The sequence below is a fragment of the Vibrio sp. R12-SG2-ISO1 genome, assembly GCF_059834045.1.
On record NZ_JCBDGO010000010.1, the window covers coordinates 180429 to 201366 of the forward strand.

General features: G+C 51.2%; 19 protein-coding genes. 8 read left to right on the forward strand and 11 right to left on the reverse strand.

Annotated elements, in window-relative coordinates:
* Positions 1-71: 71 nt before the first annotated feature.
* Both ppc and AC6R10_RS09990 read left to right on the forward strand, forming a co-directional pair.
* On the forward strand, positions 72-2705 hold the full coding sequence (ppc, locus tag AC6R10_RS09985) for a phosphoenolpyruvate carboxylase (protein WP_500672132.1): 2634 nt from the start codon (positions 72-74) through the stop codon (positions 2703-2705).
* Between the two features lie 495 nt (positions 2706-3200).
* Positions 3201-3740 (forward strand): PadR family transcriptional regulator, encoded by a 540-nt coding sequence (locus AC6R10_RS09990; protein ID WP_334555664.1) that lies wholly within the window; start codon positions 3201-3203, stop codon positions 3738-3740.
* A gap of 143 nt (positions 3741-3883) precedes the next feature.
* On the opposite strand, the gene cysE is transcribed toward AC6R10_RS09990, so the two are convergent.
* From cysE to epmA, 5 genes are all read right to left on the reverse strand, one after another.
* Positions 3884-4705, reverse strand: a complete 822-nt coding sequence (cysE, locus tag AC6R10_RS09995) for a serine O-acetyltransferase (RefSeq protein ID WP_487902574.1) — start codon at positions 4703-4705, stop codon at positions 3884-3886.
* A gap of 74 nt (positions 4706-4779) precedes the next feature.
* Entirely contained in the window at positions 4780-5814 is a 1035-nt protein-coding gene (gene gpsA / locus AC6R10_RS10000) for an NAD(P)H-dependent glycerol-3-phosphate dehydrogenase (RefSeq protein WP_487902573.1), read from the reverse strand.
* A 152-nt stretch (positions 5815-5966) separates the two neighbouring features.
* Positions 5967-6437, reverse strand: coding sequence for a protein-export chaperone SecB (gene secB, locus AC6R10_RS10005; RefSeq protein WP_334555667.1), 471 nt, complete (start codon positions 6435-6437; stop codon positions 5967-5969).
* A gap of 140 nt (positions 6438-6577) precedes the next feature.
* Positions 6578-7012, reverse strand: coding sequence for a rhodanese-like domain-containing protein (locus AC6R10_RS10010; RefSeq protein ID WP_334555668.1), 435 nt, complete (start codon positions 7010-7012; stop codon positions 6578-6580).
* Between the two features lie 181 nt (positions 7013-7193).
* Positions 7194-8261, reverse strand: coding sequence for an elongation factor P--(R)-beta-lysine ligase (epmA, locus tag AC6R10_RS10015; protein WP_500672133.1), 1068 nt, complete (start codon positions 8259-8261; stop codon positions 7194-7196).
* Between the two features lie 192 nt (positions 8262-8453).
* Between epmA and frdA the strand changes: the two genes are divergently transcribed.
* From frdA to frdD, 4 genes are read left to right on the forward strand one after another with little or no spacing between them, the layout of a single operon-like run.
* Positions 8454-10262, forward strand: coding sequence for a fumarate reductase (quinol) flavoprotein subunit (gene frdA, locus AC6R10_RS10020; RefSeq protein WP_487902572.1), 1809 nt, complete (start codon positions 8454-8456; stop codon positions 10260-10262).
* On the forward strand, positions 10262-11020 hold the full coding sequence (locus AC6R10_RS10025) for a succinate dehydrogenase/fumarate reductase iron-sulfur subunit (RefSeq protein ID WP_334555672.1): 759 nt from the start codon (positions 10262-10264) through the stop codon (positions 11018-11020). The genes frdA and AC6R10_RS10025 overlap by 1 nt, the downstream gene beginning before the upstream one ends.
* Positions 11021-11022: 2 nt before the next feature.
* Positions 11023-11406, forward strand: a complete 384-nt coding sequence (frdC, locus tag AC6R10_RS10030) for a fumarate reductase subunit FrdC (protein WP_487902571.1) — start codon at positions 11023-11025, stop codon at positions 11404-11406.
* 12 nt (positions 11407-11418) lie between these two features.
* Positions 11419-11796, forward strand: a complete 378-nt coding sequence (gene frdD / locus AC6R10_RS10035) for a fumarate reductase subunit FrdD (RefSeq protein WP_334555674.1) — start codon at positions 11419-11421, stop codon at positions 11794-11796.
* 84 nt (positions 11797-11880) lie between these two features.
* Here the strand turns inward: frdD and hslU are convergent, their stop codons facing one another.
* From hslU to priA, 5 genes are all read right to left on the reverse strand, one after another.
* Positions 11881-13215 (reverse strand): ATP-dependent protease ATPase subunit HslU, encoded by a 1335-nt coding sequence (gene hslU / locus AC6R10_RS10040; protein ID WP_334555675.1) that lies wholly within the window; start codon positions 13213-13215, stop codon positions 11881-11883.
* A 39-nt stretch (positions 13216-13254) separates the two neighbouring features.
* A complete protein-coding gene (gene hslV / locus AC6R10_RS10045; RefSeq protein WP_487902569.1) occupies positions 13255-13797 on the reverse strand; it encodes an ATP-dependent protease subunit HslV in 543 nt (180 codons plus the stop codon).
* A 140-nt stretch (positions 13798-13937) separates the two neighbouring features.
* Positions 13938-14483, reverse strand: a complete 546-nt coding sequence (locus tag AC6R10_RS10050; RefSeq protein WP_500672134.1) for an SPOR domain-containing protein — start codon at positions 14481-14483, stop codon at positions 13938-13940.
* Between the two features lie 150 nt (positions 14484-14633).
* The gene (cytR, locus tag AC6R10_RS10055) at positions 14634-15641 is read right to left on the reverse strand and encodes a DNA-binding transcriptional regulator CytR (protein WP_500627047.1); all 1008 of its coding nucleotides are present in this window, start codon (positions 15639-15641) and stop codon (positions 14634-14636) included.
* A gap of 350 nt (positions 15642-15991) precedes the next feature.
* On the reverse strand, positions 15992-18193 hold the full coding sequence (gene priA, locus AC6R10_RS10060; RefSeq protein ID WP_500672135.1) for a primosomal protein N': 2202 nt from the start codon (positions 18191-18193) through the stop codon (positions 15992-15994).
* Between the two features lie 325 nt (positions 18194-18518).
* On the opposite strand from priA, the gene rpmE reads away from it, so the two are divergent.
* Entirely contained in the window at positions 18519-18740 is a 222-nt protein-coding gene (gene rpmE, locus AC6R10_RS10065; RefSeq protein WP_334555681.1) for a 50S ribosomal protein L31, read from the forward strand.
* A gap of 240 nt (positions 18741-18980) precedes the next feature.
* On the forward strand, positions 18981-20261 hold the full coding sequence (locus AC6R10_RS10070; protein ID WP_487902566.1) for a malic enzyme-like NAD(P)-binding protein: 1281 nt from the start codon (positions 18981-18983) through the stop codon (positions 20259-20261).
* A 113-nt stretch (positions 20262-20374) separates the two neighbouring features.
* Here the strand turns inward: AC6R10_RS10070 and metJ are convergent, their stop codons facing one another.
* Complete coding sequence (gene metJ, locus AC6R10_RS10075) at positions 20375-20692, reverse strand: met regulon transcriptional regulator MetJ (RefSeq protein WP_334555683.1); 318 nt, start codon at positions 20690-20692, stop codon at positions 20375-20377.
* Positions 20693-20938 lie beyond the last annotated feature (246 nt).

Sequence of the window (20938 nt, forward strand, 5' to 3'; positions counted from 1 at the left end):
GACATTTTTCGCTAGATTGTTGGCTTATCAAAAGAACAATGGATGTAATTTTTTTACAAGGCAGGACGACAATGAATGAGAAATACTCTGCTCTTCGAAGCAACGTAAGCATGCTCGGGCACTTGCTCGGCAACACCATTAAGGATGCTCATGGTGAAGCACTGCTCGATAAAGTAGAAACAATTCGTAAGCTTTCTAAATCTGCCCTCGCAGGCAACAAAGAAGACCGCGAGAGCTTGATTGAAGAGATCAAAAACCTGCCAAACGAGCAGTTAACCCCCGTTGCGCACGCGTTCAACCAGTTCCTCAACCTCACCAACATGGCGGAGCAGTACCATACGATTTCACGCCATTGTGATGAGCACGTGTGTGAACCGGACGCCATCAACAGCTTGTTTGCCAAACTGAGCAATAATGAGATCAGCAAACTAGATACCGCTCAGGCTGTGCGCGATCTGAACATCGAATTGGTGCTCACGGCGCACCCGACGGAGATCACCCGTCGCACCATGATCAACAAACTGGTTAAAATCAACAAATGCTTGTCCAAGCTTGAGCTTGGCGATCTGTCCGCCAAAGAGCGCCAAAAGACCGAACGCCGCCTTGAGCAGCTGATTGCCCAAAGCTGGCATTCTGACACCATTCGTAAGCAGCGCCCAACTCCGCTCGATGAAGCAAAATGGGGCTTTGCTGTGGTTGAAAACTCACTGTGGGAAGCCGTGCCTGACTTCTTGCGCGAGCTTGATGACAAACTCACGGATTACCTTGGTGAAGGGCTGCCTATCGATGCTCGCCCTGTTCATTTTTCATCTTGGATGGGCGGCGATCGCGACGGCAACCCGTTTGTCACCCACACCATCACCCGTGAAGTCATGTTGCTTTCTCGCTGGAAAGCCGCGGATCTCTATCTCAGCGATGTCAACGAGTTGGTCAGTGAATTGTCCATGACGCGCTGCAACGACGCGGTGAGAGCACTCGCTGGCGATGATGAGCATGAACCTTACCGTGCCGTGCTCAAAGAGCTGCGTGAACTGCTGACCGACACCAAGGACATCCTTGATGCTAAGATCCATGGTCAGAAGCTGGCGGTCAAAGCGCCACTGCAACGCATCGCACAGCTGTGGGATCCCCTCTACGCTTGCTACCAGTCACTGCATGAGTGTGGCATGGGCAAGATTGCAGATGGTTCACTGCTCGACACCTTACGCCGCATCAAAGCCTTCGGCGTGCACTTGGTACGTTTGGATATTCGTCAAGAGAGTACCCGTCATTCGGATGTCCTGTCAGAGCTGACACGCTACCTGGGCATTGGCGATTACGACCAATGGAGCGAGCAAGATAAGATTGCGTTCCTGACCAATGAACTGGCGTCCAAGCGCCCACTTCTGCCACGCGATTGGGAACCCTCTGAACCTGTCAAAGAGGTGCTCGACACCTGTAAGATCATTGCCGCTCAGCCTCGCGAAGCATTTGGCGCATACGTAATTTCTATGGCACGTACCGCCTCTGATGTTCTCGCGGTACACTTGCTGCTGCAAGAGTCGGGCTGTCCGTACCGTATGGATGTTTGCCCGCTGTTTGAAACGCTCGACGACCTCAATAACGCCGAAGCGGTCATCAAACAGCTGATGAGCATCGACTTGTACCGCGGATTCATTCAAAACCACCAAATGGTGATGATCGGCTACTCAGATTCCGCCAAAGACGCCGGCGTCATGTCGGCCGGTTGGGCCCAGTACCACGCAATGGAGTCCTTGGTCAAAGTGGCTGAAGAGGAGGGCGTAGAGTTGACCCTCTTCCACGGTCGCGGCGGCACGATTGGCCGTGGCGGTGCACCTGCACATGCAGCGCTGCTGTCTCAGCCACCAAAGAGCTTGAAAGGCGGCCTACGCGTAACAGAGCAAGGTGAGATGATTCGCTTTAAACTCGGTTTACCTGAAGTGGCGGTCAACAGTTTCAACCTCTACGCGAGTGCAATTCTCGAGGCAAACCTGCTGCCACCACCAGAGCCGAAACAAGAGTGGCGCGATCTGATGAATGTGCTGTCTGAAGTGAGCTGTGAAGCCTATCGTGGCATTGTACGCGGCGAGCCAGACTTCGTGCCTTACTTCCGTCAAGCAACGCCAGAGCTGGAGCTTGGTAAACTACCACTGGGCTCTCGCCCAGCTAAGCGTAACCCGAACGGCGGTGTAGAGAGCCTACGTGCGATTCCTTGGATTTTCTCTTGGAGCCAAAACCGTCTCGTACTACCAGCATGGCTAGGCGCAGGTGAAGCAATTCAATACTCGGTCGACAAAGGGCACCAAGCGCTACTAGAAGAGATGTGTCGTGAATGGCCATTCTTCTCAACCCGTCTTGGAATGCTCGAGATGGTCTACAGCAAGTGTAATATCGACATTTCTCGCTACTACGATGAACGCCTAGCAGATCCTGAGCTGCTGCCTCTCGGCGATCGCCTACGTGCACAGCTACAAAAAGACATCAAAACCGTACTGAATGTCGAAAACAACGAGAACTTGATGCAGAGCGACCCGTGGGGACAAGAGTCCATTCGCCTGCGCAATATCTATGTTGAGCCATTGAACATGCTGCAAGCAGAGCTGCTCTATCGTACGCGTCAAACTGACGAGCCATCGGAAGAACTTGAAGAAGCCTTAATGCTCACCATCGCAGGTATTGCGGCAGGTATGCGTAACACCGGCTAAGCCTAGCGCACAAAATTTGTGCGCTCACCGCCCCATTAAACCTAAAAGGCCGATAGTCATCTATCGGCCTTTTTTATTATAAAACAAATACTAACGAGGAAGATGAGCCACAACACTGCGCCAAATATTGTATGGAATACCAAAAAAACAATTTTTCAGGCATAATATTTCTAAATTAGGACAAAATAACTCACCATTAAAAATAAAAAACTACAGGCAAAAATCTATTGAGCCTTTTATCAGTTTTTTAGGCAACATTGTCCTTCTATTCTACTTTATGCTTATTATTTAGATATACTACTCAGCCATCGCAAGTGACTATAACAACACCAGCTTGCGTATCGATAGTATATCGACCTAGGTGATAGATGGCTTTTTAAGGTGACATGGCCAACACATTGTTGGCGCCGCTTGACAAAAGAATTCGTGCCAAAGAAGCACACACAAGATTAAGCGGTTGTATTTTGAAGTTTATTGACCATTTGGATTGAAGACATGTCATTACCACACGTTATTTTAACGGTCCTGAGCACTCGTGATGCGACGGGCTACGATATTACCAAAGAATTTTCTGCCACTATCGGCTACTTTTGGAAAGCAAGCCACCAGCAAGTCTACCGCGAACTGAACAAGATGGCGCAAAACAATCTTGTGACCTGTGTTCTCGAGCCTCAAGAAGGCAAACCCGATCGTAAAGTTTACTCCATTACCGATGCCGGCCGTACTGCATTAGGTGAGTGGTTTGATCAACCGACCGCGCACCCTACGGTACGTGATGAGTTCTGTGCAAAGTTGATGGCGTGTGCTATCCAACCCTCTGCACCGTTTCGCACTCAGCTCGCTGAGCTTATCGATGAGTCACGCAAGCTAGTCGCTCACTACCAAGAGATCGAGAGCGGTTACTACTCAACGCCTGCGACCCTAGACAAGCAGCAACGTCTAGAGCGTCTCACGCTGCGTCGTAATCTTCTGATTCGTCAAACTTGGATTGATTGGGCAGAAGAAGTGCTCGCTGAGTTGAACGACATGGCGTAATAGCACTGACCTAACCGTATTAGGTTGAAAGAGACAAAAAAGTCAGCGTGATGCTGACTTTTTTCTTTTCTCGGCTAAGTGGCAAACATAGTATCGTGGCAAACATAACATCGTGGTATACATAGCATCAAAGCGCTCACGACTTAGATCCCATCACCACCAATGAAGCTTTGTGACTTGCCATTGAACTGTTGGTCCATATCCAAAGAGGGCTTATCGGTTTTCGGTCGACCGACAATTTTGGCTGGCACACCCGCAACCGTCGTGTGTGGCGGCACAGGCTGAAGGACAACGGAACACGAACCAATCTTCGCCCCTTCTCCCACTTCAATATTACCTAAAATTTTCGCCCCAGCGCCAATCATCACACCTTCACGAATTTTCGGGTGTCGATCGCCGCACTCTTTACCGGTACCACCCAAGGTGACGTCTTGCAAAATGGAGACATCATCTTCGACCACCGCTGTCTCACCGATAACGATACCGGTTGCATGGTCGAGCATGATGCCGCGACCGATTCTCGCTGCTGGGTGAATATCGACCTGACACGCAACAGAGATTTGGTTTTGCAAATAGGTGGCGAGCGCCATGCGCCCTTGCTTCCAAAGCCAGTTGGCAACACGGTAGCCTTGCAGGGCGTGATAACCCTTTAAGTACAGCAGTGGCATGGAGTACATAGAGACCGCGGGGTCACGGTTGACCGTCGCACAGATGTCACAGGCCGCCGCGGCAGTAATATTGGGATCGGAGTTAAAGGCTTCCTCAACCACCTCTCGTACCGCCATGGCAGGCATTGAAGCCGTATTGAGTTTGTTGGCCAGAATATAACTCAGTGCCGCCGCTAAACTGTCATGCTTAATGATGGTCGCATGATAGAAGCTGGCGAGCATCGGTTCTTGCTCAGATAGCTCACGCGCTTCTCGAACAATGGTCTGCCAGACTTTCTGTTTCTCACAATGTTTCATGTTACTTGCTCGTCCCTAATTCTCCCTGCCCTTACATGAGTAAGGTGTGCGCCTTATGAGTCACCTCATGACGCTTATGCTTCGGCTTTCTTATCACGCGCCAGCAAATCTTGCGCGGCTAGGCGTGCGTCCTTCCCTTGATACAATACTTGATAAATTTGGTCAACAATCGGCATCTCGACACCGACACGCTCAGCAAGTAGGAACACCTCTTTGGTGTTGCGATAGCCCTCAACCACTTGACCAATCTCTTGCTGCGCCGTGTCCACATCTTTGCCTTGACCCAGTGCCAATCCAAAACGGCGATTGCGCGATTGGTTGTCCGTACAGGTCAACACCAGATCGCCTAAACCCGCCATGCCCATAAAGGTCTCGGCTTGCGCACCTAGCGCCGCACCCAATCGGCTCATCTCCGCTAAGCCACGGGTAATCAGCGCGGTTCGCGCATTGGCACCAAAACCGATACCGTCGGACATGCCTGCACCAATCGCGATGACGTTTTTCACCGCGCCGCCAAGCTGCATACCGATAAAGTCACTGTTGGCATAGACTCGGAAGGTTTTGCTGCAATGGATTTTCTCTTGCAGATCTTTCACAAACTCGGCATCCGGCGAAGCCACAGAAATCGCCGTCGGCATCCCCATCGCGAGCTCTTTCGCAAAAGTCGGCCCGGAGAGCACGGCTAGGGAGTATTGATCGCCAATCACATCGTGGGCGACATCTTTCAGCAATCGACCGGTTTCAGGCTCCAGCCCTTTGGTCGCCCAGCAAATGCGAGTGTCTGAGCGCAAATAGGGCTTAACACTGTTCAACACCAGACCAAATACGTGGCTTGGCACCACCACAAGGAGATCTCGACTGGCACTGACGGCTTTTTCTAAGTCCGTCTCAATGATCAAGCTGTCTGGAAAAGCGATGCCGGGTAAAAATTCTTCGTTGGCGCGTGCGGCTTCAAGACGCGCCATGTGCTCAGGCTCGTGCCCCCATAGCACCACATTGGCACCGTTACGTGCCAACGAAATGGCCAGCGACGTACCGTATGAGCCTGCGCCGAGTACGGTCATAGAGATTGAACGACCATACGCATTTTGGGATTGTGTGTCTGTCATGGTTCCGCCTAGTTGTCCTGCTGCGTGACTAGAATCTAGTGGTCAGCGTTCGTTTTGCCAACCGCTGAACACAAGATTCTCAAACAAAAAATGCACAGCGCATCGTGATGAGATGCTCTGTGCATTTCGCTAAGGTTGCGTCAGAGCGAATATTACGCCTGAGCTTCACCCTCACCTTGCTGAGCTTGTTGCTGTAGGTAGTTCATGAACAGCGCATCAAAGTTCACTGGCGCTAGGTTCAATTGTGGGAACGTGCCTTTCACCACCAAGCTTGAGATGGTTTCACGCGCGTAAGGGAAAAGGATGTTCGGGCAGAATGCGCCTAGGCAGTGCGCCAATTGACCCGCTTCCATTTTCTCAGCCGTGAAGATACCACCTTGCTGAACTTCACAAAGGAATGCTGTGTCGTCTGCGTTCTTCACTGTCACGGTAAGACGAAGCACGACTTCGTAAACACCTTCACCTAGCTCACGGCTTTGCGTGTCGAGATCCAGTTTAACATCTGGGTTCCACTCTTTTTGGAACATGGTTGGTGAGTTCGGTGCTTCAAATGATACGTCTTTTAGGAAGATACGTTGAATTGCGAAGTTTTGAGCTTCTTGTTGCGGTGCTGCTTCAGCCATGGTTCAAATCCTTTCATAGAAAATAGTCTGCCAAGAGACTAACCGAGAGATATGACGCTGACTCGATTTCCACGTTAAATCGTGGCTCTGTTCACATCTCTCTTGAATAAACGCCGATTTTTCAATCAGCGCTCAATGAATTACTTTTTGCCTTTAACCAGAGGTAGGTTCGCTTCACTCCAAGCAATCAAACCGTTTTTGAGAAGATTCACGTTCTCAAAGCCCGCTTTTGCTAGAAGATTCGCGCTTTCTTGCGCCGTCTGACCTGTTTTGCATACTACGATGATTGGGTCGGATTTGTGGTTTTCAAGAGCGCCAAAGCTGCCCGCTTTGATGTCTGATGGCAAAATGTGAACTGCATCCGTGATGTGGCCTTTGCGGAACTCATCTTTTGAGCGGATATCAACCACCACACCGTTTTCACGGTTCATTAATTGAGTCGTTTGCGCTGCCGTGATCTCTTTGTAGGCCGCGGTAGTGGATTTCACGATGTTCATGATAAGGGCAACCAATAGACCCGCCCATACCAAAGAGAGAATCATGTTCTGTTGAAAAAATGCGATGTACTCTTGCATGTCCTGTGCTCTTCGATTTTGGAACTGTACAACGGATGGACAGCCCCCGACTAAAATTCAGCTTGGGAGTATAACGAGGATGATGGGACGGCGCGAGTCAAAAGCGCTCAGAATAAGAATCTGTTGCACATTTCTCGACAAAGACGCCTCTTCATCGCCACGCCATATTGCGACCCTTGCCTTATGCGCGCGTCACAGGGAAGGCGATAACCTGTTCGATATGCTCAAAGCCTAATGCTAGCATGATCAAACGATCCACCCCTAGCGCCACCCCTGCACACTCAGGCAAACCCGCCTCTAGCGCTGCGATTAAATGGCCGTCCATCGGCTGAACCGGTAAGCCCATCTGCTGGCGTTTCTGGTTGTCTTGCTCAAAACGCGCTTGTTGCTCTTTGGGGTTATCCAATTCGTGGAATCCGTTAGCGAGCTCTATGCCGCGAAAATAGACTTCAAAACGATCCGCAACCCGTTCATCGGTCGGATTAATTTTCGCGAGCGCCGCTTGCGTCGCTGGGAAGTCGTACACAAAAGCAGGACGAGTTTGACCAATCTTGGCTTCCACACCGACACTAAATAGCAGTTGCAACAGCGTATCTCTGTCTTGCTCTGGCTGAGCAATATCCGCCAGCCCCAAGGTGGCAGCGGCGACTTTGAGCTCTTCCATGCTCGCACCTAACGGACACACACCAAGCACTTGCAAGAAGGCGTCTTGGTAGCTCATTCGCTCAGCCGGCGCCACGTTTAGGACCTGCTGCAACAAGTCGTCCATCTCATCCATCAGTTGGTGATGGTCAAAACCCACCCGGTACCACTCCAACATGGTGAACTCCGGATTGTGATAGCGGCCACTCTCTTCGTTACGAAATGCCTTGTTGATCTGATAAATCGAACCACTGCCCGCTGCCAATAAGCGTTTCATGTGAAACTCAGGACTGGTCATTAAATAGAGCGCTTGCCCATCGGCATAGCCAGGACCGACAAACTGAGTTTGAAAGGTGTGCAAGTGAATGTCTGTCACCGTCGCTTGACTCATCGCCGGAGTATCCACCTCCATGACGCCTCGGTCAGCGAAAAATTGGCGTAGGGTTTGTAATACGTGAGCACGCTGTTTCAGCGCTGCGATCGATGTGGTCGGTTGCCAGTTCAAAGCTCTATTCTCTTGAAGTGATTTGCTGCGCAACGTATCACAAAGCCCAACAAGGGTTAAGCAGGTTATCGCCGGCCTCATTGATAGCCCACTCATCCCCATCCCTCAGTCGCCGTGATAACTATCACATATCCTAGATTTTTTATGCTCTTATGTGCACTACCGGAGCAAAAACCTAAATACATCAATTTTTCCCTAGAGTGGCTCTTCTACACTACCCCTACCACTTTTGGGGGCTTCCCAAAGCAACAATAACAAGCGGAATCATCCGCACTTTCACACTGGAGGATAACTGTGCAAACCATTACCACAGATATCGCAGTCATCGGCGCCGGCGGCGCTGGTCTGAGAACTGCTATTGCAGCAGCTGAAGCAAATCCCGATTTAAACATCGCTTTGATTTCAAAAGTCTATCCTATGCGTTCCCACACGGTTGCTGCAGAAGGTGGATCAGCCGCAGTTATCAAGGATGAAGACAGCCTAGACAACCACTTCAACGACACCGTGGGTGGGGGTGACTGGCTTTGTGAACAGGACGTCGTTGAATACTTTGTTGAAAACGCCACGCGCGAAATGATCCAGATGGAGCAATGGGGTTGCCCTTGGAGTCGGAAAGAAAACGGCGAAGTCAACGTGCGCCGCTTTGGCGGTATGAAGGTCGAGCGAACCTGGTTTGCAGCGGATAAAACTGGCTTCCACATGCTGCACACCCTGTTCCAAACCTCGATGAAATACAACAACATCAACCGTTTTGATGAGTATTTTGTCGTTGACTTGTTGGTGGATGACGGTGAAGTGCAAGGTCTGATTGCCATTCATATGTCGGAAGGGGAGCTGGTCACCATCAAAGCCAAGTCTGTGGTACTGGCCACGGGCGGTGCGGGTCGTGTGTATCACTGTAATACCAACGGCGGTATCGTGACAGGCGATGGCATGGCGATGGCGTATCGTCATGGTGTGCCACTGCGTGATATGGAGTTCGTGCAATACCACCCAACCGGTCTACCTGGTACCGGTATCCTCATGACCGAAGGTTGTCGTGGTGAAGGCGGGATCATCGTCAATAAAAACGGTTACCGCTACCTGCAAGATTACGGCATGGGACCAGAGACACCGGTGGGTCAGCCGAAGAACAAATACATGGAACTCGGGCCACGCGACAAAGTATCCCAAGCGTTCTGGCATGAGCAGCAAAAAGGCAACACCATCAAGCACCCACTCGGTGATGTGGTCCACCTTGATTTGCGCCACCTCGGTGAAGAGTACCTCCAAGAGCGCTTGCCGTTCATCTGTGAACTGGCCAAAGCCTACGTTAACGTTGACCCAGCCAAAGAGCCCATCCCAATTCGTCCAACGGTTCACTACACCATGGGCGGGATCGAAACCAATGGCCAGTGTGAAACACGCATCAAAGGCCTATTTGCGGTCGGTGAGTGTGCGTCTGTCGGTCTGCATGGCGCAAACCGCTTAGGTTCAAACTCCCTGGCTGAGTTTGTTGTGTTTGGCCGTGTGGCGGGCGAGCAAGCCGTGCAGCGCGCCGCCGAGTTCAAAGGTTGGAATGACGCCGCGATTGACGCGCAAATCAAAGAGGTGGAAGCCCGTATTCAAGCCCTAATGAATCAAGAGGGTGACGAAAACTGGGCGGATATTCGCACGGAAATGGGCCACACCATGGAAGCGGGCTGCGGCATCTATCGTCAAGAAGATCTGATGCAAGCAACCATAGATAAAATCACCGAGCTCAAACAGCGCTACAAGCGTATTGGCATCAAGGACAAAGGTAAGGTGTTCAACACCGATCTGCTCTACGCCATCGAAGTGGGTTACGGCCTTGAAGTGGCGGAAGCCATGGTACATTCGGCGATTTTGCGTAAAGAGTCTCGTGGTGCCCACCAGCGTCTTGATGATGGCTGCACAGAGCGCGATGACGTGAACTTCCTTAAGCATTCCCTCGCCTTCTATCAAGCGGATGCAGCGCCAAGCATCGACTACAGTGATGTCACCATCACCAAGTCACAGCCGAAAGCACGCCTCTACGGTGAAGCCGCTGAAAAAGCCGCCGCACAAGAAGCCGCCGAGAAAAACGCAGAGGAGAAAGCCTAATGTCAGCCAACCGCATTCAAAAAGTCGACATTCTGCGTTATGACCCAGAAACCGACAACGAACCGCACTTTGAAACCTTCCAAGTGCCGTTTGATGAAACCATGTCCATCCTCGATGCGATTGGTTACGTCAAAGACAATTTAGACAAAGAGCTCTCTTACCGCTGGTCTTGCCGCATGGCGATTTGTGGCTCTTGCGGCATCATGGTCAATGGTGTGCCAAAACTGGCGTGTAAGAGCTTTCTGCGTGACTACCCAAATGGCGTCAAAATCGAGCCGTTGGCAAACTTCCCTATCGAAAAAGATTTGATTGTCGATATGACGCCATTCATTGAGCGTCTTGAAGCCATCAAGCCTTACATCATAGGAAACGACCGTAAACCCGAAGACGGCACTAACCTACAGACGCCTGAGCAAATGGCCAAATACAAGCAATTTGCTGGCTGCATCAACTGTGGTTTGTGCTACGCCGCCTGCCCTCAATTTGGTCTTAACCCTGAGTTCATTGGCCCTGCGGCCCTCACCTTGGCGCATCGTTATAACCTCGACAGCCGCGACAACGGTAAAGCCGAGCGCATGGCGCTGATCAACGGTGACAATGGCGCATGGGGCTGTACCTTCGTCGGCTACTGCTCAGAAGTGTGTCCGAAGAGCGTGGACCCTGCGGCGGCGGTGAACCAAGGCAAAGTCGAATCCTCGATGGACTTCGTGATTGCTATGTTAAAGCCTGACGGCACACCTGCAAAAGAGGAGGCATAAGGATGAGTAACCGTAAACCTTACGTTCGTGAAGTGAAACGCACCTGGTGGAAAGATCATCCGTTTTACCGCTTCTACATGTTGCGTGAAGCAACGGTGTTGCCTTTGGTGCTGTTTACTCTGTTCCTCACCATCGGATTGGGTTCGCTGGTCAAAGGCCCAGAAGCGTGGCAAAGCTGGCTTGGCTTTATGGCAAACCCAGTGGTCATCGCCATCAACATTGTGGCGTTGGCTGGCAGTTTACTGCATGCCCAAACCTTCTTTAGCATGATGCCGCAAGTGATGCCGATTCGCTTAAAAGGCAAACCCGTTGATAAAAAGATCGTCGTTCTCACTCAGTGGGCAGCGGTGGCGTTTATCTCTCTCGTCGTCCTCGTGGTGGTGTAAGGAGCCGTAATCATGAATTCAAATTTCAACGTTAACAGAGCCCCTAAACGCAGTGATGAGCCAGTATGGTGGGGGCTATTTGGCGCTGGCGGCACCTGGTTCGCGATGATCACCCCTGTGACTATTTTGGTCTTAGGTGTGCTGGCCCCGCTGGGCATCATCAGCGCAGACGCATTGAGCTATGAGCGCGTGTCCGAGTTTGCCACCAGCATCATCGGTGCGCTGTTTATCATCGGCACACTGGCTCTACCCATGTGGCATGCCATGCACCGTGTTCATCACGGCATGCATGATCTTAAAATCCATGCGGGTGTCGTCGGCAAAATTGCCTGCTACTTCTTCGCAGCCCTTATCTCAGCGTTGGCGGTCATTTTTATCTTTATGATCTAGGCCTCAGCCTGTTAAATATAGAAAGCCCGCTCAACTGAGCGGGCTTTGTTTATCTTGTGCCTCGTTTGTGAGTGTCTATCGCACTTACAGAATAAAGCGGCTGAGATCTTCGTCTTCGACAAACTCACCCAAGCGCGCTTTCACGTATTGCGCATCAATCACCAGCTTAGAGCCTGCCTTGTCGGTCGCTTCAAAGGAGATTTCATCCATCAAACGCTCCATCACAGTGTGCAGACGGCGTGCACCGATGTTCTCGGTGGTTTCATTGACCGTCCATGCCGCTTCTGCAATCTGGGTGATACCCTCTTCGGTGAACTCAATGTCAACGTCTTCGGTTTTCATCAACGCGCAGTATTGCTCGGTCAGTGATGCTTTAGGCTCCGTTAGGATGCGCTTAAAATCGTGGCTAGAGAGTGCCTCCAGCTCGACACGAATCGGTAGACGACCTTGCAGCTCTGGAATCAGATCCGACGGCTTCGCCACTTGGAAAGCGCCCGATGCGACAAACAGAATATGATCAGTTTTGACCATACCGTGTTTGGTCGAGACCGTGCTGCCTTCAATCAACGGCAGTAAGTCACGCTGTACGCCTTCACGAGACACATCCGGGCCAGAGCTTTCGCCGCGCTTACAGATTTTATCAATCTCATCGATAAACACGATACCGTTGTTTTCGACGTTAAAGATCGCCTGTTCTTTGAGCTCTTCTTGATTGACCAGCTTCGCGGCTTCTTCTTCGGTCAACGCTTTGAACGCATCTTTGATTTTCAGCTTACGCTTCTTCTTAGTATCACCGGCTAAGTTGGCGAACATGCCTTGAAGCTGATTGGTCATCTCCTCCATGCCAGGAGGCGCCATGATCTCGACGCCCATTTGTGGCGCAGCGACATCAATCTCAATCTCTTTATCGTCAAGTTTGCCTTCACGGAGTTTTTTGCGGAACACTTGACGAGTATTCGACGAACTCTCGTCTTGCTGCTCATTCTGGCCCCAAGCATCGCGTGCTGGCGGCAATAGCGCATCAAGAATGCGCTCCTCGGCTTGCTCCTCGGCGCGGAACTTCACTTTTTCCATCGCCTGTTGGTGCGTCATTTTGACCGCGACATCGGTCAAATCACGAATAATGGTCTCCACCTCTTTGCCCACGTAGCCCACTTCCGTGAACTTGGTGGCTTCAACTTTGATGAAGGGCGCATTGGCTAACTTGGCTAAGCGACGGGCAATTTCAGTTTTACCCACACCCGTTGGCCCGATCATCAGAATGTTCTTCGGTGTCACTTCGCTGCGCAAGCCTTCTTCTAGCTGCATACGACGCCAGCGGTTACGGAGCGCGATCGCCACAGAGCGTTTTGCGTTTTCTTGGCCAATGATGTGGCGATTCAGTTCGTGGACGATTTCGCGAGGAGTCATTTCAGACATAATTGAATTCCTTAAATGTAGTGACCACTATCTTGCTTTTTACTTCGCAGCGCTGTGCGGGATTTCTAGTTCTTCGATAGTGTGGTGATGGTTGGTGAACACACAGATATCACCAGCAATTTTGAGCGACTTTTCCGCGATGTCACGGGCGTCGAGTTCGGTGTTTTCGAGCAGCGCCGTCGCTGCCGCTTGCGCAAAGTTGCCCCCAGAACCAATCGCGATCAAATCGTTTTCTGGCTGCACCACATCACCATTACCGGTAATGATCAACGATGCCGTCTCATCAGCGACGGCCAACAAAGCTTCAAGCTTGCGCAGCGCACGGTCACTGCGCCAATCTTTGGCCAGCTCAACCGCCGCTTTGGTCAAATGACCTTGGTGCATTTGCAACTTACTTTCAAAACGTTCGAACAAGGTAAACGCGTCGGCAGTACCACCGGCAAACCCCGCAAGTACCTTGTTGTTGTACAAACGGCGAACTTTACGTGCGTTGCCTTTCATCACGGTGTTACCCAGTGATACTTGTCCATCACCAGCAATGACGACTTTGTTGTTACGACGTACGGATACAATGGTAGTCACGGTGGGGCCTCATACTTTATTCATTTGGATGTTAGTCTTTATATGAGGCTGTGAAAAACAGAATTCAAGGGCAGAAAAGACATCGCCCCGACAAGAAGGCGAGGCGATGTTTTGACTTTGAACGCATTAGACGTGGGCGTTTATTGTGCTTCTTTCCAAATCGCACAAGGCTCGATCTTGGCGCGCTGTAACTTGTGCTTGTCACGCTCTGCGTCACGCTTAAATTTGTATGGGCCAAGCACCACACGATACCAACTGCTGTCTTCTTTTTTGCGAATTTTGCTGTTGATGCCTTGGAAAGCAATATCCAACTTACGCGCTTCAGCTTGCTGCGCGGTTTTGTACGCGCCGCACTGCATGATGTAGGGAATCTCAGACACCACCAGCTCTTTGGCTTTCACTTCCACTTCACGACTCGGCAACGACTCGACATAATCCCACTTCTCTTCTGGCGGAGGAGGGAGAGTTTGGCTGCTTTTCGCTTTGGGTTTCGGGGTAGGCTTCGCGGGTTGAACCACCGGCGCAGGCGGCTCAGGATCGCTACTGAGTAGATACAACCCATAACCGAACGCCGAGACCAATGCGATGGCCAACAAACCACTGCGCCACGGTTTCTTGCGGCGCGGGGCGGCTTTTTTAGTCGGCTTACGGCTACTGCCGCGCTTTACGTAATCTCTATTCGCCACAACTGATTATCAAACCATTCAATACAACTGCTCGCTATGTTAAAGCAGATTTGTGTGTGAGGACAGACCGGAATTGGAAGCGGCTCAGCAAAACTGGCCGCAAAGTGGCGCGACCAGCGCGCCCGGCGGCTCAATGACCGTTCAAGTCGTCTAGAGGACGCGCGGCGGCGCGGCGCTATCTCGAATCACCAGTTCGGTTTCGAGCAGTCGAGAACCGGCACGCACGTCGTGGCCACGGAGGATCTCAAGCATCATCAGCATCGCCTGACGCCCGATTTCATAACGCGGCTGAGAAATCGTAGTGAGTGGTGGATCGCAGTATTGCGCAAACTGAATGTCATCAAAACCAACGACCGATAGATCTTGTGGCACGCGAAGTCCGAGCTTTTTCGCTTCCTGAATCGCGCCAATCGCCATCATATCATTGTGACAAAAAACCGCTGTCGGCGGCTCAGATAAGGCCAACAACTGACGAATCGCCTTCGCACCATCTTCAAATGTGAAGTTGCCTTCTGCGCAATAGTGTTCGTTCATCGTTAGGCCTGCGCGGCGCAACGCTTGTTGATAACCCTGGTGACGGAACTGACACAGTAGAGCACTCTCAGGCCCTGAAATCTGCGCGACACGGCGATGGCCCATCTGAGTCAGGTAGTTGACCGCTTCAAATGCGGAAGTGAGGTTATCAATATGCACGGTGGGCAACTCTAACTCAGGCGCAAACTCGCAGGCCATGACCATCGGCGGCAGATTCTTTTGTTCTGCCTTGCTAACATCAAACGGTAAATCCGTACCGAGCAGCAGCATGCCATCGGCCTGCTTAGTGAATACCAAGTTCACAAAAGAGCTTTCACGCTTTCTTTGTTGGCCGCTGTCCCCAAGCAATACGATGTAACCGTGCTCCATAGCCGCATCTTCAATGCCACGAATGATTTCGGTGTAATAGGGATCGCATATGTCTGGGATGATCGCGATGATGGTCTTTGATTCGTTTCTACGCAGATTGCGCGCCAGCGAGTTGGGTGAGTAGCCAGCTTCAAGCACCGCCTCTTCGACGCGTTTTCTCGTCGCAGAAGAGACTTTCTCGGGATTCATCAACGCCCGTGATACCGTCGCCGTCGACACTCCCGCAAGCTGGGCAACATCCTTCATTGTCGCCATAAGTTATTAACCCTCTTAATTAAAGATGTAGCGCTTTAGCCACCTAAACCTTGTTGCCTTGATCATAGCGTCTGGTGTGGTGATGACGGGGTCAATCCTGCACCGCTTATGATGATGGTAGGCTGATGCCCACTCTTATTGGCAGCGAAACGCAATCGTTTGGCTCTTGCCAAGGTTCGCTTCGCCTATCCCTTTCCAAACAACTAGTTTATTCATTTCGAAACAGAAAGTTACGGGATATTTAACAAAACCCGAACTATAAAAGAGAGCCAGATCACAAATAAATGAAAAAGAACGAAATCAGCTCACAGCGCCTATCGTCCCTGCCCTTATTTAAACTAATCGGCGTGTTAGCTCAAGTCTTGAGGCTCGATATCGACCGACCAACGGACCTTTTTCGCGCTCGGCAGCAACTCGATAGCCGGCTTAGCACTGGCCAGCAGCTTTTGCATTAATGAGCGCTGCTCGGTTTGCAGCAGTAATTGCCAACGGAACTTACCCGCACGTTTGGCAAGCGGGGCGGGTGTCGGGCCCAGCACCATGCAGCCGGAATCAAACAGAGGGTGGGATTCTAAAGTAAAGCGGACTTGGCGTAGGAACTCTTCCACCAGCTCAGATTGGTTCGCCTCCGCACGAAACAGCGTTAAAAACGAATACGGGGGCAACGCCGCCAGTTTTCGCTCTGCTAAGGCCACCTCGGCGAAGTCCCGATAACTCTTTTTCAACAGTGCTTGCAATAGGCTGTGCTCTGGGTGGTGGGTTTGCAACAACACTTCACCGGGTTTACTGGCACGCCCCGCTCGGCCTGCCACCTGAATGAATAGCTGGGCTAAACGCTCAGAGGCTCGAAAGTCGCTGCTGTAGAGTGAGCCATCGACATCCAACAGCGCCACCAGCGTCACATCCGGGAAATGGTGCCCTTTGGCGAGCATTTGCGTGCCGATCAGAATCTGATATTCACCGCGTCGAATGGCGCTTAACGCCTCTTCTAGGCTGCCTTTGCGCCGCGTGCTGTCGCGGTCAATACGAATGGTTTTCTGCTCTGGAAAGAGCGTATGCAGTTGTTTCTCTAGCTGCTCGGTTCCCACCCCAACAGTGACCAGTTGAGTGGAACCACACCCTTGGCACTGGTGGATCGTCGGCTGCTGAGAGCCACAGTGGTGACAGCGAATTTCGCTGCTGTGCTGATGGTAGGTGTAGTAGGCGTCGCAGCGCTTGCATTCTGCGATCCAGCCACATTCGTGACACATCAGAGCCGGGGAAAAGCCGCGTCGATTTAAAAACAGCATCACCTGATTGCCTGCGTTGAGGTGCTTGCGCATTTGAGCGATCAGTGGCGCAGAGAGGCCCCCCTCTAAATAGAGCCCTTTGACGTCAATCACTTGATTGGTGGTGGGCACCGCACTGCCTGCTCGGCGAGACAAATGCAGATGATGATATTTGCCAGACAGCGCATTGTGCAGCGTTTCTAACGCGGGCGTTGCTGAACCAAGAACAATCGGGATCTGCTCTTTGTTGGCGCGCATGACCGCCACATCGCGCGCATGGTAGCGCAAGCTATCTTGCTGCTTGTAAGAGCTATCGTGCTCTTCATCGACAATAATAATGCCCAGATCAGCAAAAGGCGTCAGCAATGCAGATCGCGTCCCAATCACAATGCCGGCCACTTTATCGCGCGCGCACAACCAGGCATTGAGGCGCTCGGTGTCATTCAATCCAGAATGTACTACCTCAATCGGCACGTTAAAACGCTTTCGAAAGCGATTGATGGTTTGCGGCGTCAGGCCGATTTCCGGCACCAACACCAAAGCCTGCTGACTCCGTTCGAGGACTGGCTTAATCATGTTGAGGTACACCTCGGTTTTACCTGACCCGGTCACCCCTTCGAGCAAAAAGCAGCCAAAACCGCTGAAACTGTTGACCGTCGCGATGGCGATCGCTTGTTCTTCATTCAGCTTTGGTTTCTCGACATCGGCTTCAATGTCAGCACCCCACTTAGCAAAATGAGGCTTGCGCTCAATCGACTCAATCCAACCTTTGTCTGTCAACGCGCGCAGCACGCTAGTGCTGACCTCTTCATCAATAAAACGTTGGTGTGACGTCGGGCCGTGTTGCAGCATCTGCATCACTTTGGCTTGCTTAACCGCTCGGCCAAACCCATGCATCAATTGATCGCGTCCGGTTGGCGTCAGTTGCCATTCCACCACGGCGGTAAAATCGGCCGGCTTTCCCTTCCGCAGGGCGCTGGGCATCGCATTGGCTAAGGTGTCGCCAAGTGGATATTGGTAAAAGTGACTGCACCAGTGCAACAAGGTATATAACGAGTCGGGCCAAACGGGTTGACTGTCGAGCACCTGCTTAATCGGCTTGATTTTGTCCATCGGCAGCGATGACTGCTGCACCAAGGCTGTCACGATACCGACTAAGGTTTGACGGCCAAAAGGCACAGACACGCGCCCACCAATCACTGGAAAAAGGTGTCCAGGGATTTGATAGTCAAACTGTTTATCTAGTGGTACGGGTAACGCGACTCGGGCGATGGTGGGTCTCATTCAGTCTTTCACTGCAGGTCGATGACGCGTTTAGTCTAAGGGAAAAGGCAGAGTGAGAAAAGCCAGCGCATCTCAGTGTCTGTATGAGGAGACGCGGGTAACGCCACTTCGCGATAACATCCATGCGTCTCCCTCTCCTGAAGCGGCTAAAAAAGTAGCGATTTCTACCCCAAATCGGTTGATCCTAGGCGTACTATTCATTACTATATCGCGCCTTAGAGATATGGCTGCTCTGGCAGCGGTGTCCTAAATCCATTTTACATTAACTACGTGTGGTGTCCGGCTCTGAATCGGATAGCGACACGGCCTATATTGAGGTTACCCCATGAAAGCTGGAATCCACCCAGAATACAAAGCAGTAGCAGCAACTTGTTCTTGTGGCAACACATTTGAGTTCAAATCTACTCTAGACAAAGAATCAATCCACCTAGACGTATGTGACAAATGTCACCCATTCTACACTGGTAAGCAACGTATCGTTGATACAGGCGGCCGTGTAGATCGCTTTAACAAGCGTTTCGGTGCTCTATCAAGCGGCAAGAAGTAATTCCTTCTCGCGGATAGGAAAAAGGACGCTGCGGCGTCCTTTTTTGTTGCCAGAGATTTAGAGCAATTAACCTATTCACAGTAAAACCCGCAGTCATATCTCTTTCTATCTGGTCTAATCTCCAGTCATTTCCCACATATTACCCTACTCGCTCGCATTCTGACCTAGGCAGCTTGACTCAGTTCCTCTAAAATGATTAACCCCCTTTGTGCTGAATCATTTTAACGAGTACCTATTTCTATGCCTGATGACCACCGTCAAGACCTGACCCCTGAAGAACAATTTCGCCAAAAAGCTCTCGACTACCATGCCTTTCCAAAACCAGGCAAGATCTCTGTCGAGCTGACCACCCAAGCAGAAACCGCGCAAGATCTCGCACTCGCCTACAGCCCAGGCGTGGCCGAGCCTGTACGAGAGATCGCTCAAAACCCCGATAATGTCTATAAGTACACTGCAAAAGGCAATATGGTGGCAGTGATCTCCAACGGCACAGCGATTCTTGGCCTAGGTAACCTTGGCCCACTAGCATCAAAGCCCGTGATGGAAGGTAAAGCCCTGCTGTTTAAACGCTTTGCAGGTTTGGACTCCATCGACATCGAAGTCAAACACCGCACCATCGATGAGTTTGTCGACACGGTCGCCAACATCGCGGATACCTTTGGCGGCATCAACTTAGAAGACATCAAAGCGCCAGACTGCTTTGAAATCGAAAAACAATTAATTGAGCGCTGTGATGTGCCAGTCTTCCATGATGACCAACACGGTACCGCCATTGTGACAGCTGCTGGCATGCTCAACGCTATTGAGCTACAGGGTAAAAAACTGGAAGACGCCGTGATTGTCTGTCTGGGCGCCGGTGCGGCAGCCATCGCTTGTATGGAGCTGCTGATCAAGTGCGGCGCGATGCGCGAGAAAATTTACATGCTGGATCGCAAAGGTGTGATCCACACTCGACGTGATGATCTCAACGAATACAAACAACTGTTTGCCAACAACACCGACAAACGTACGCTGCAAGATGTCATCGAAGGCGCCGATCTGTTCCTTGGCGTTTCTGGTCCTAACCTGTTATCGCCAGATGATCTTAAATTGATGGCCGACAAACCCATCGTGTTTGCCTGCTCTAACCCAGATCCTGAGATCAAACCTGAGCTCGCTCATGATGTACGCAATGACCTCATTATGGGTACAGGTCGCAGTGACTACCCGAACCAAGTCAACAACGTACTTTGCTTCCCGTTTATTTTCCGTGGCGCACTGGATGTACGTGCTAGCGAGATCAACGATGAGATGAAGCTCGCTGCCGTAGCAGCGATCCGTCAACTGGCGAAGGAAGAGGTCCCTGCCAATGTTCTGACCGCCGCGGGTGTGGATTCACTCTCGTTTGGCCCAGACTACATTATTCCAAAACCGATGGACCCAAGACTACTCCCCCGCGTCGCCAAAGCGGTCGCGTTAGCCGCGGTAGAATCCGGGGTGGCACGCATTGAGCTGCCTGACCATTACATGGATATCGAGTAATCTCGACGCCCACTGCCAGCCACGGACTTTGTCTCTGGCTGAGCAAAAACAACAAAGCCGCTGACGATGTCAGCGGCTTTGGCATTCAAATTCGGTGCAAAACAGGGCGAGCGTTAGTCGTCAAACGCCTCAAACTCAATCCCCATCTCCGTCATCAGCTTTTTCACTTCAGCGGGAATATCGTCTGGACGGTCTTTACGCAAATCTTCATCCGTCGGTAATGGTTGACCTGTGTAAGCGTGCAAGAACGCTTCACACAACAACTCACTGTTGGTGGCATGACGCAGGTTGTTGATCTGGCGGCGCGTACGCTCGTCTGTTAATACCTTAAGGACTTTAAGTGGGATGGAGACCGTGATTTTTTTCACTTGCTCACTTTTCTTACCGTGTTCTGCGTATGGGCTAATGTATTCGCCATTCCAGTCTGCCATTGCGCACCTTTATATTTGCGTATGAGTGTTTAAACCACAATTTTAACGGTATTTATGGCTACAAGCAAAGACATATAGACGTCTAGAAGTGTTGACGTCTTAAAAAATGAGAAGTAAAGTGGTTGGCGATAGGAGTGGAATCGGCCCAAACTGTGAGTGTGTCGCAGCATTACACCACATTGGGTGCCGGATACACCTGATAAGCAACAGGTATATCGCATTCCCTAAAACAAGTCACTACTGTTC

Coding starts and splice junctions, on each gene's coding strand:
- secB (WP_334555667.1), bottom strand. CDS start 6,437: ATGGCTGAAGCAGCACCGCAACAAGAAGCTCAAAACTTCGCAATTCAA.
- AC6R10_RS10070 (WP_487902566.1), top strand. CDS start 18,981: ATGCCTGATGACCACCGTCAAGACCTGACCCCTGAAGAACAATTTCGC.
- frdD (WP_334555674.1), top strand. CDS start 11,419: ATGAATTCAAATTTCAACGTTAACAGAGCCCCTAAACGCAGTGATGAG.
- rpmE (WP_334555681.1), top strand. CDS start 18,519: ATGAAAGCTGGAATCCACCCAGAATACAAAGCAGTAGCAGCAACTTGT.
- AC6R10_RS10025 (WP_334555672.1), top strand. CDS start 10,262: ATGTCAGCCAACCGCATTCAAAAAGTCGACATTCTGCGTTATGACCCA.
- cysE (WP_487902574.1), bottom strand. CDS start 4,705: ATGAAACATTGTGAGAAACAGAAAGTCTGGCAGACCATTGTTCGAGAA.
- AC6R10_RS10010 (WP_334555668.1), bottom strand. CDS start 7,012: ATGCAAGAGTACATCGCATTTTTTCAACAGAACATGATTCTCTCTTTG.
- gpsA (WP_487902573.1), bottom strand. CDS start 5,814: ATGACAGACACACAATCCCAAAATGCGTATGGTCGTTCAATCTCTATG.
- hslU (WP_334555675.1), bottom strand. CDS start 13,215: ATGTCTGAAATGACTCCTCGCGAAATCGTCCACGAACTGAATCGCCAC.
- metJ (WP_334555683.1), bottom strand. CDS start 20,692: ATGGCAGACTGGAATGGCGAATACATTAGCCCATACGCAGAACACGGT.
- cytR (WP_500627047.1), bottom strand. CDS start 15,641: ATGGCGACAATGAAGGATGTTGCCCAGCTTGCGGGAGTGTCGACGGCG.
- epmA (WP_500672133.1), bottom strand. CDS start 8,261: ATGGGGATGAGTGGGCTATCAATGAGGCCGGCGATAACCTGCTTAACC.
- AC6R10_RS09990 (WP_334555664.1), top strand. CDS start 3,201: ATGTCATTACCACACGTTATTTTAACGGTCCTGAGCACTCGTGATGCG.
- priA (WP_500672135.1), bottom strand. CDS start 18,193: ATGAGACCCACCATCGCCCGAGTCGCGTTACCCGTACCACTAGATAAA.
- ppc (WP_500672132.1), top strand. CDS start 72: ATGAATGAGAAATACTCTGCTCTTCGAAGCAACGTAAGCATGCTCGGG.
- frdC (WP_487902571.1), top strand. CDS start 11,023: ATGAGTAACCGTAAACCTTACGTTCGTGAAGTGAAACGCACCTGGTGG.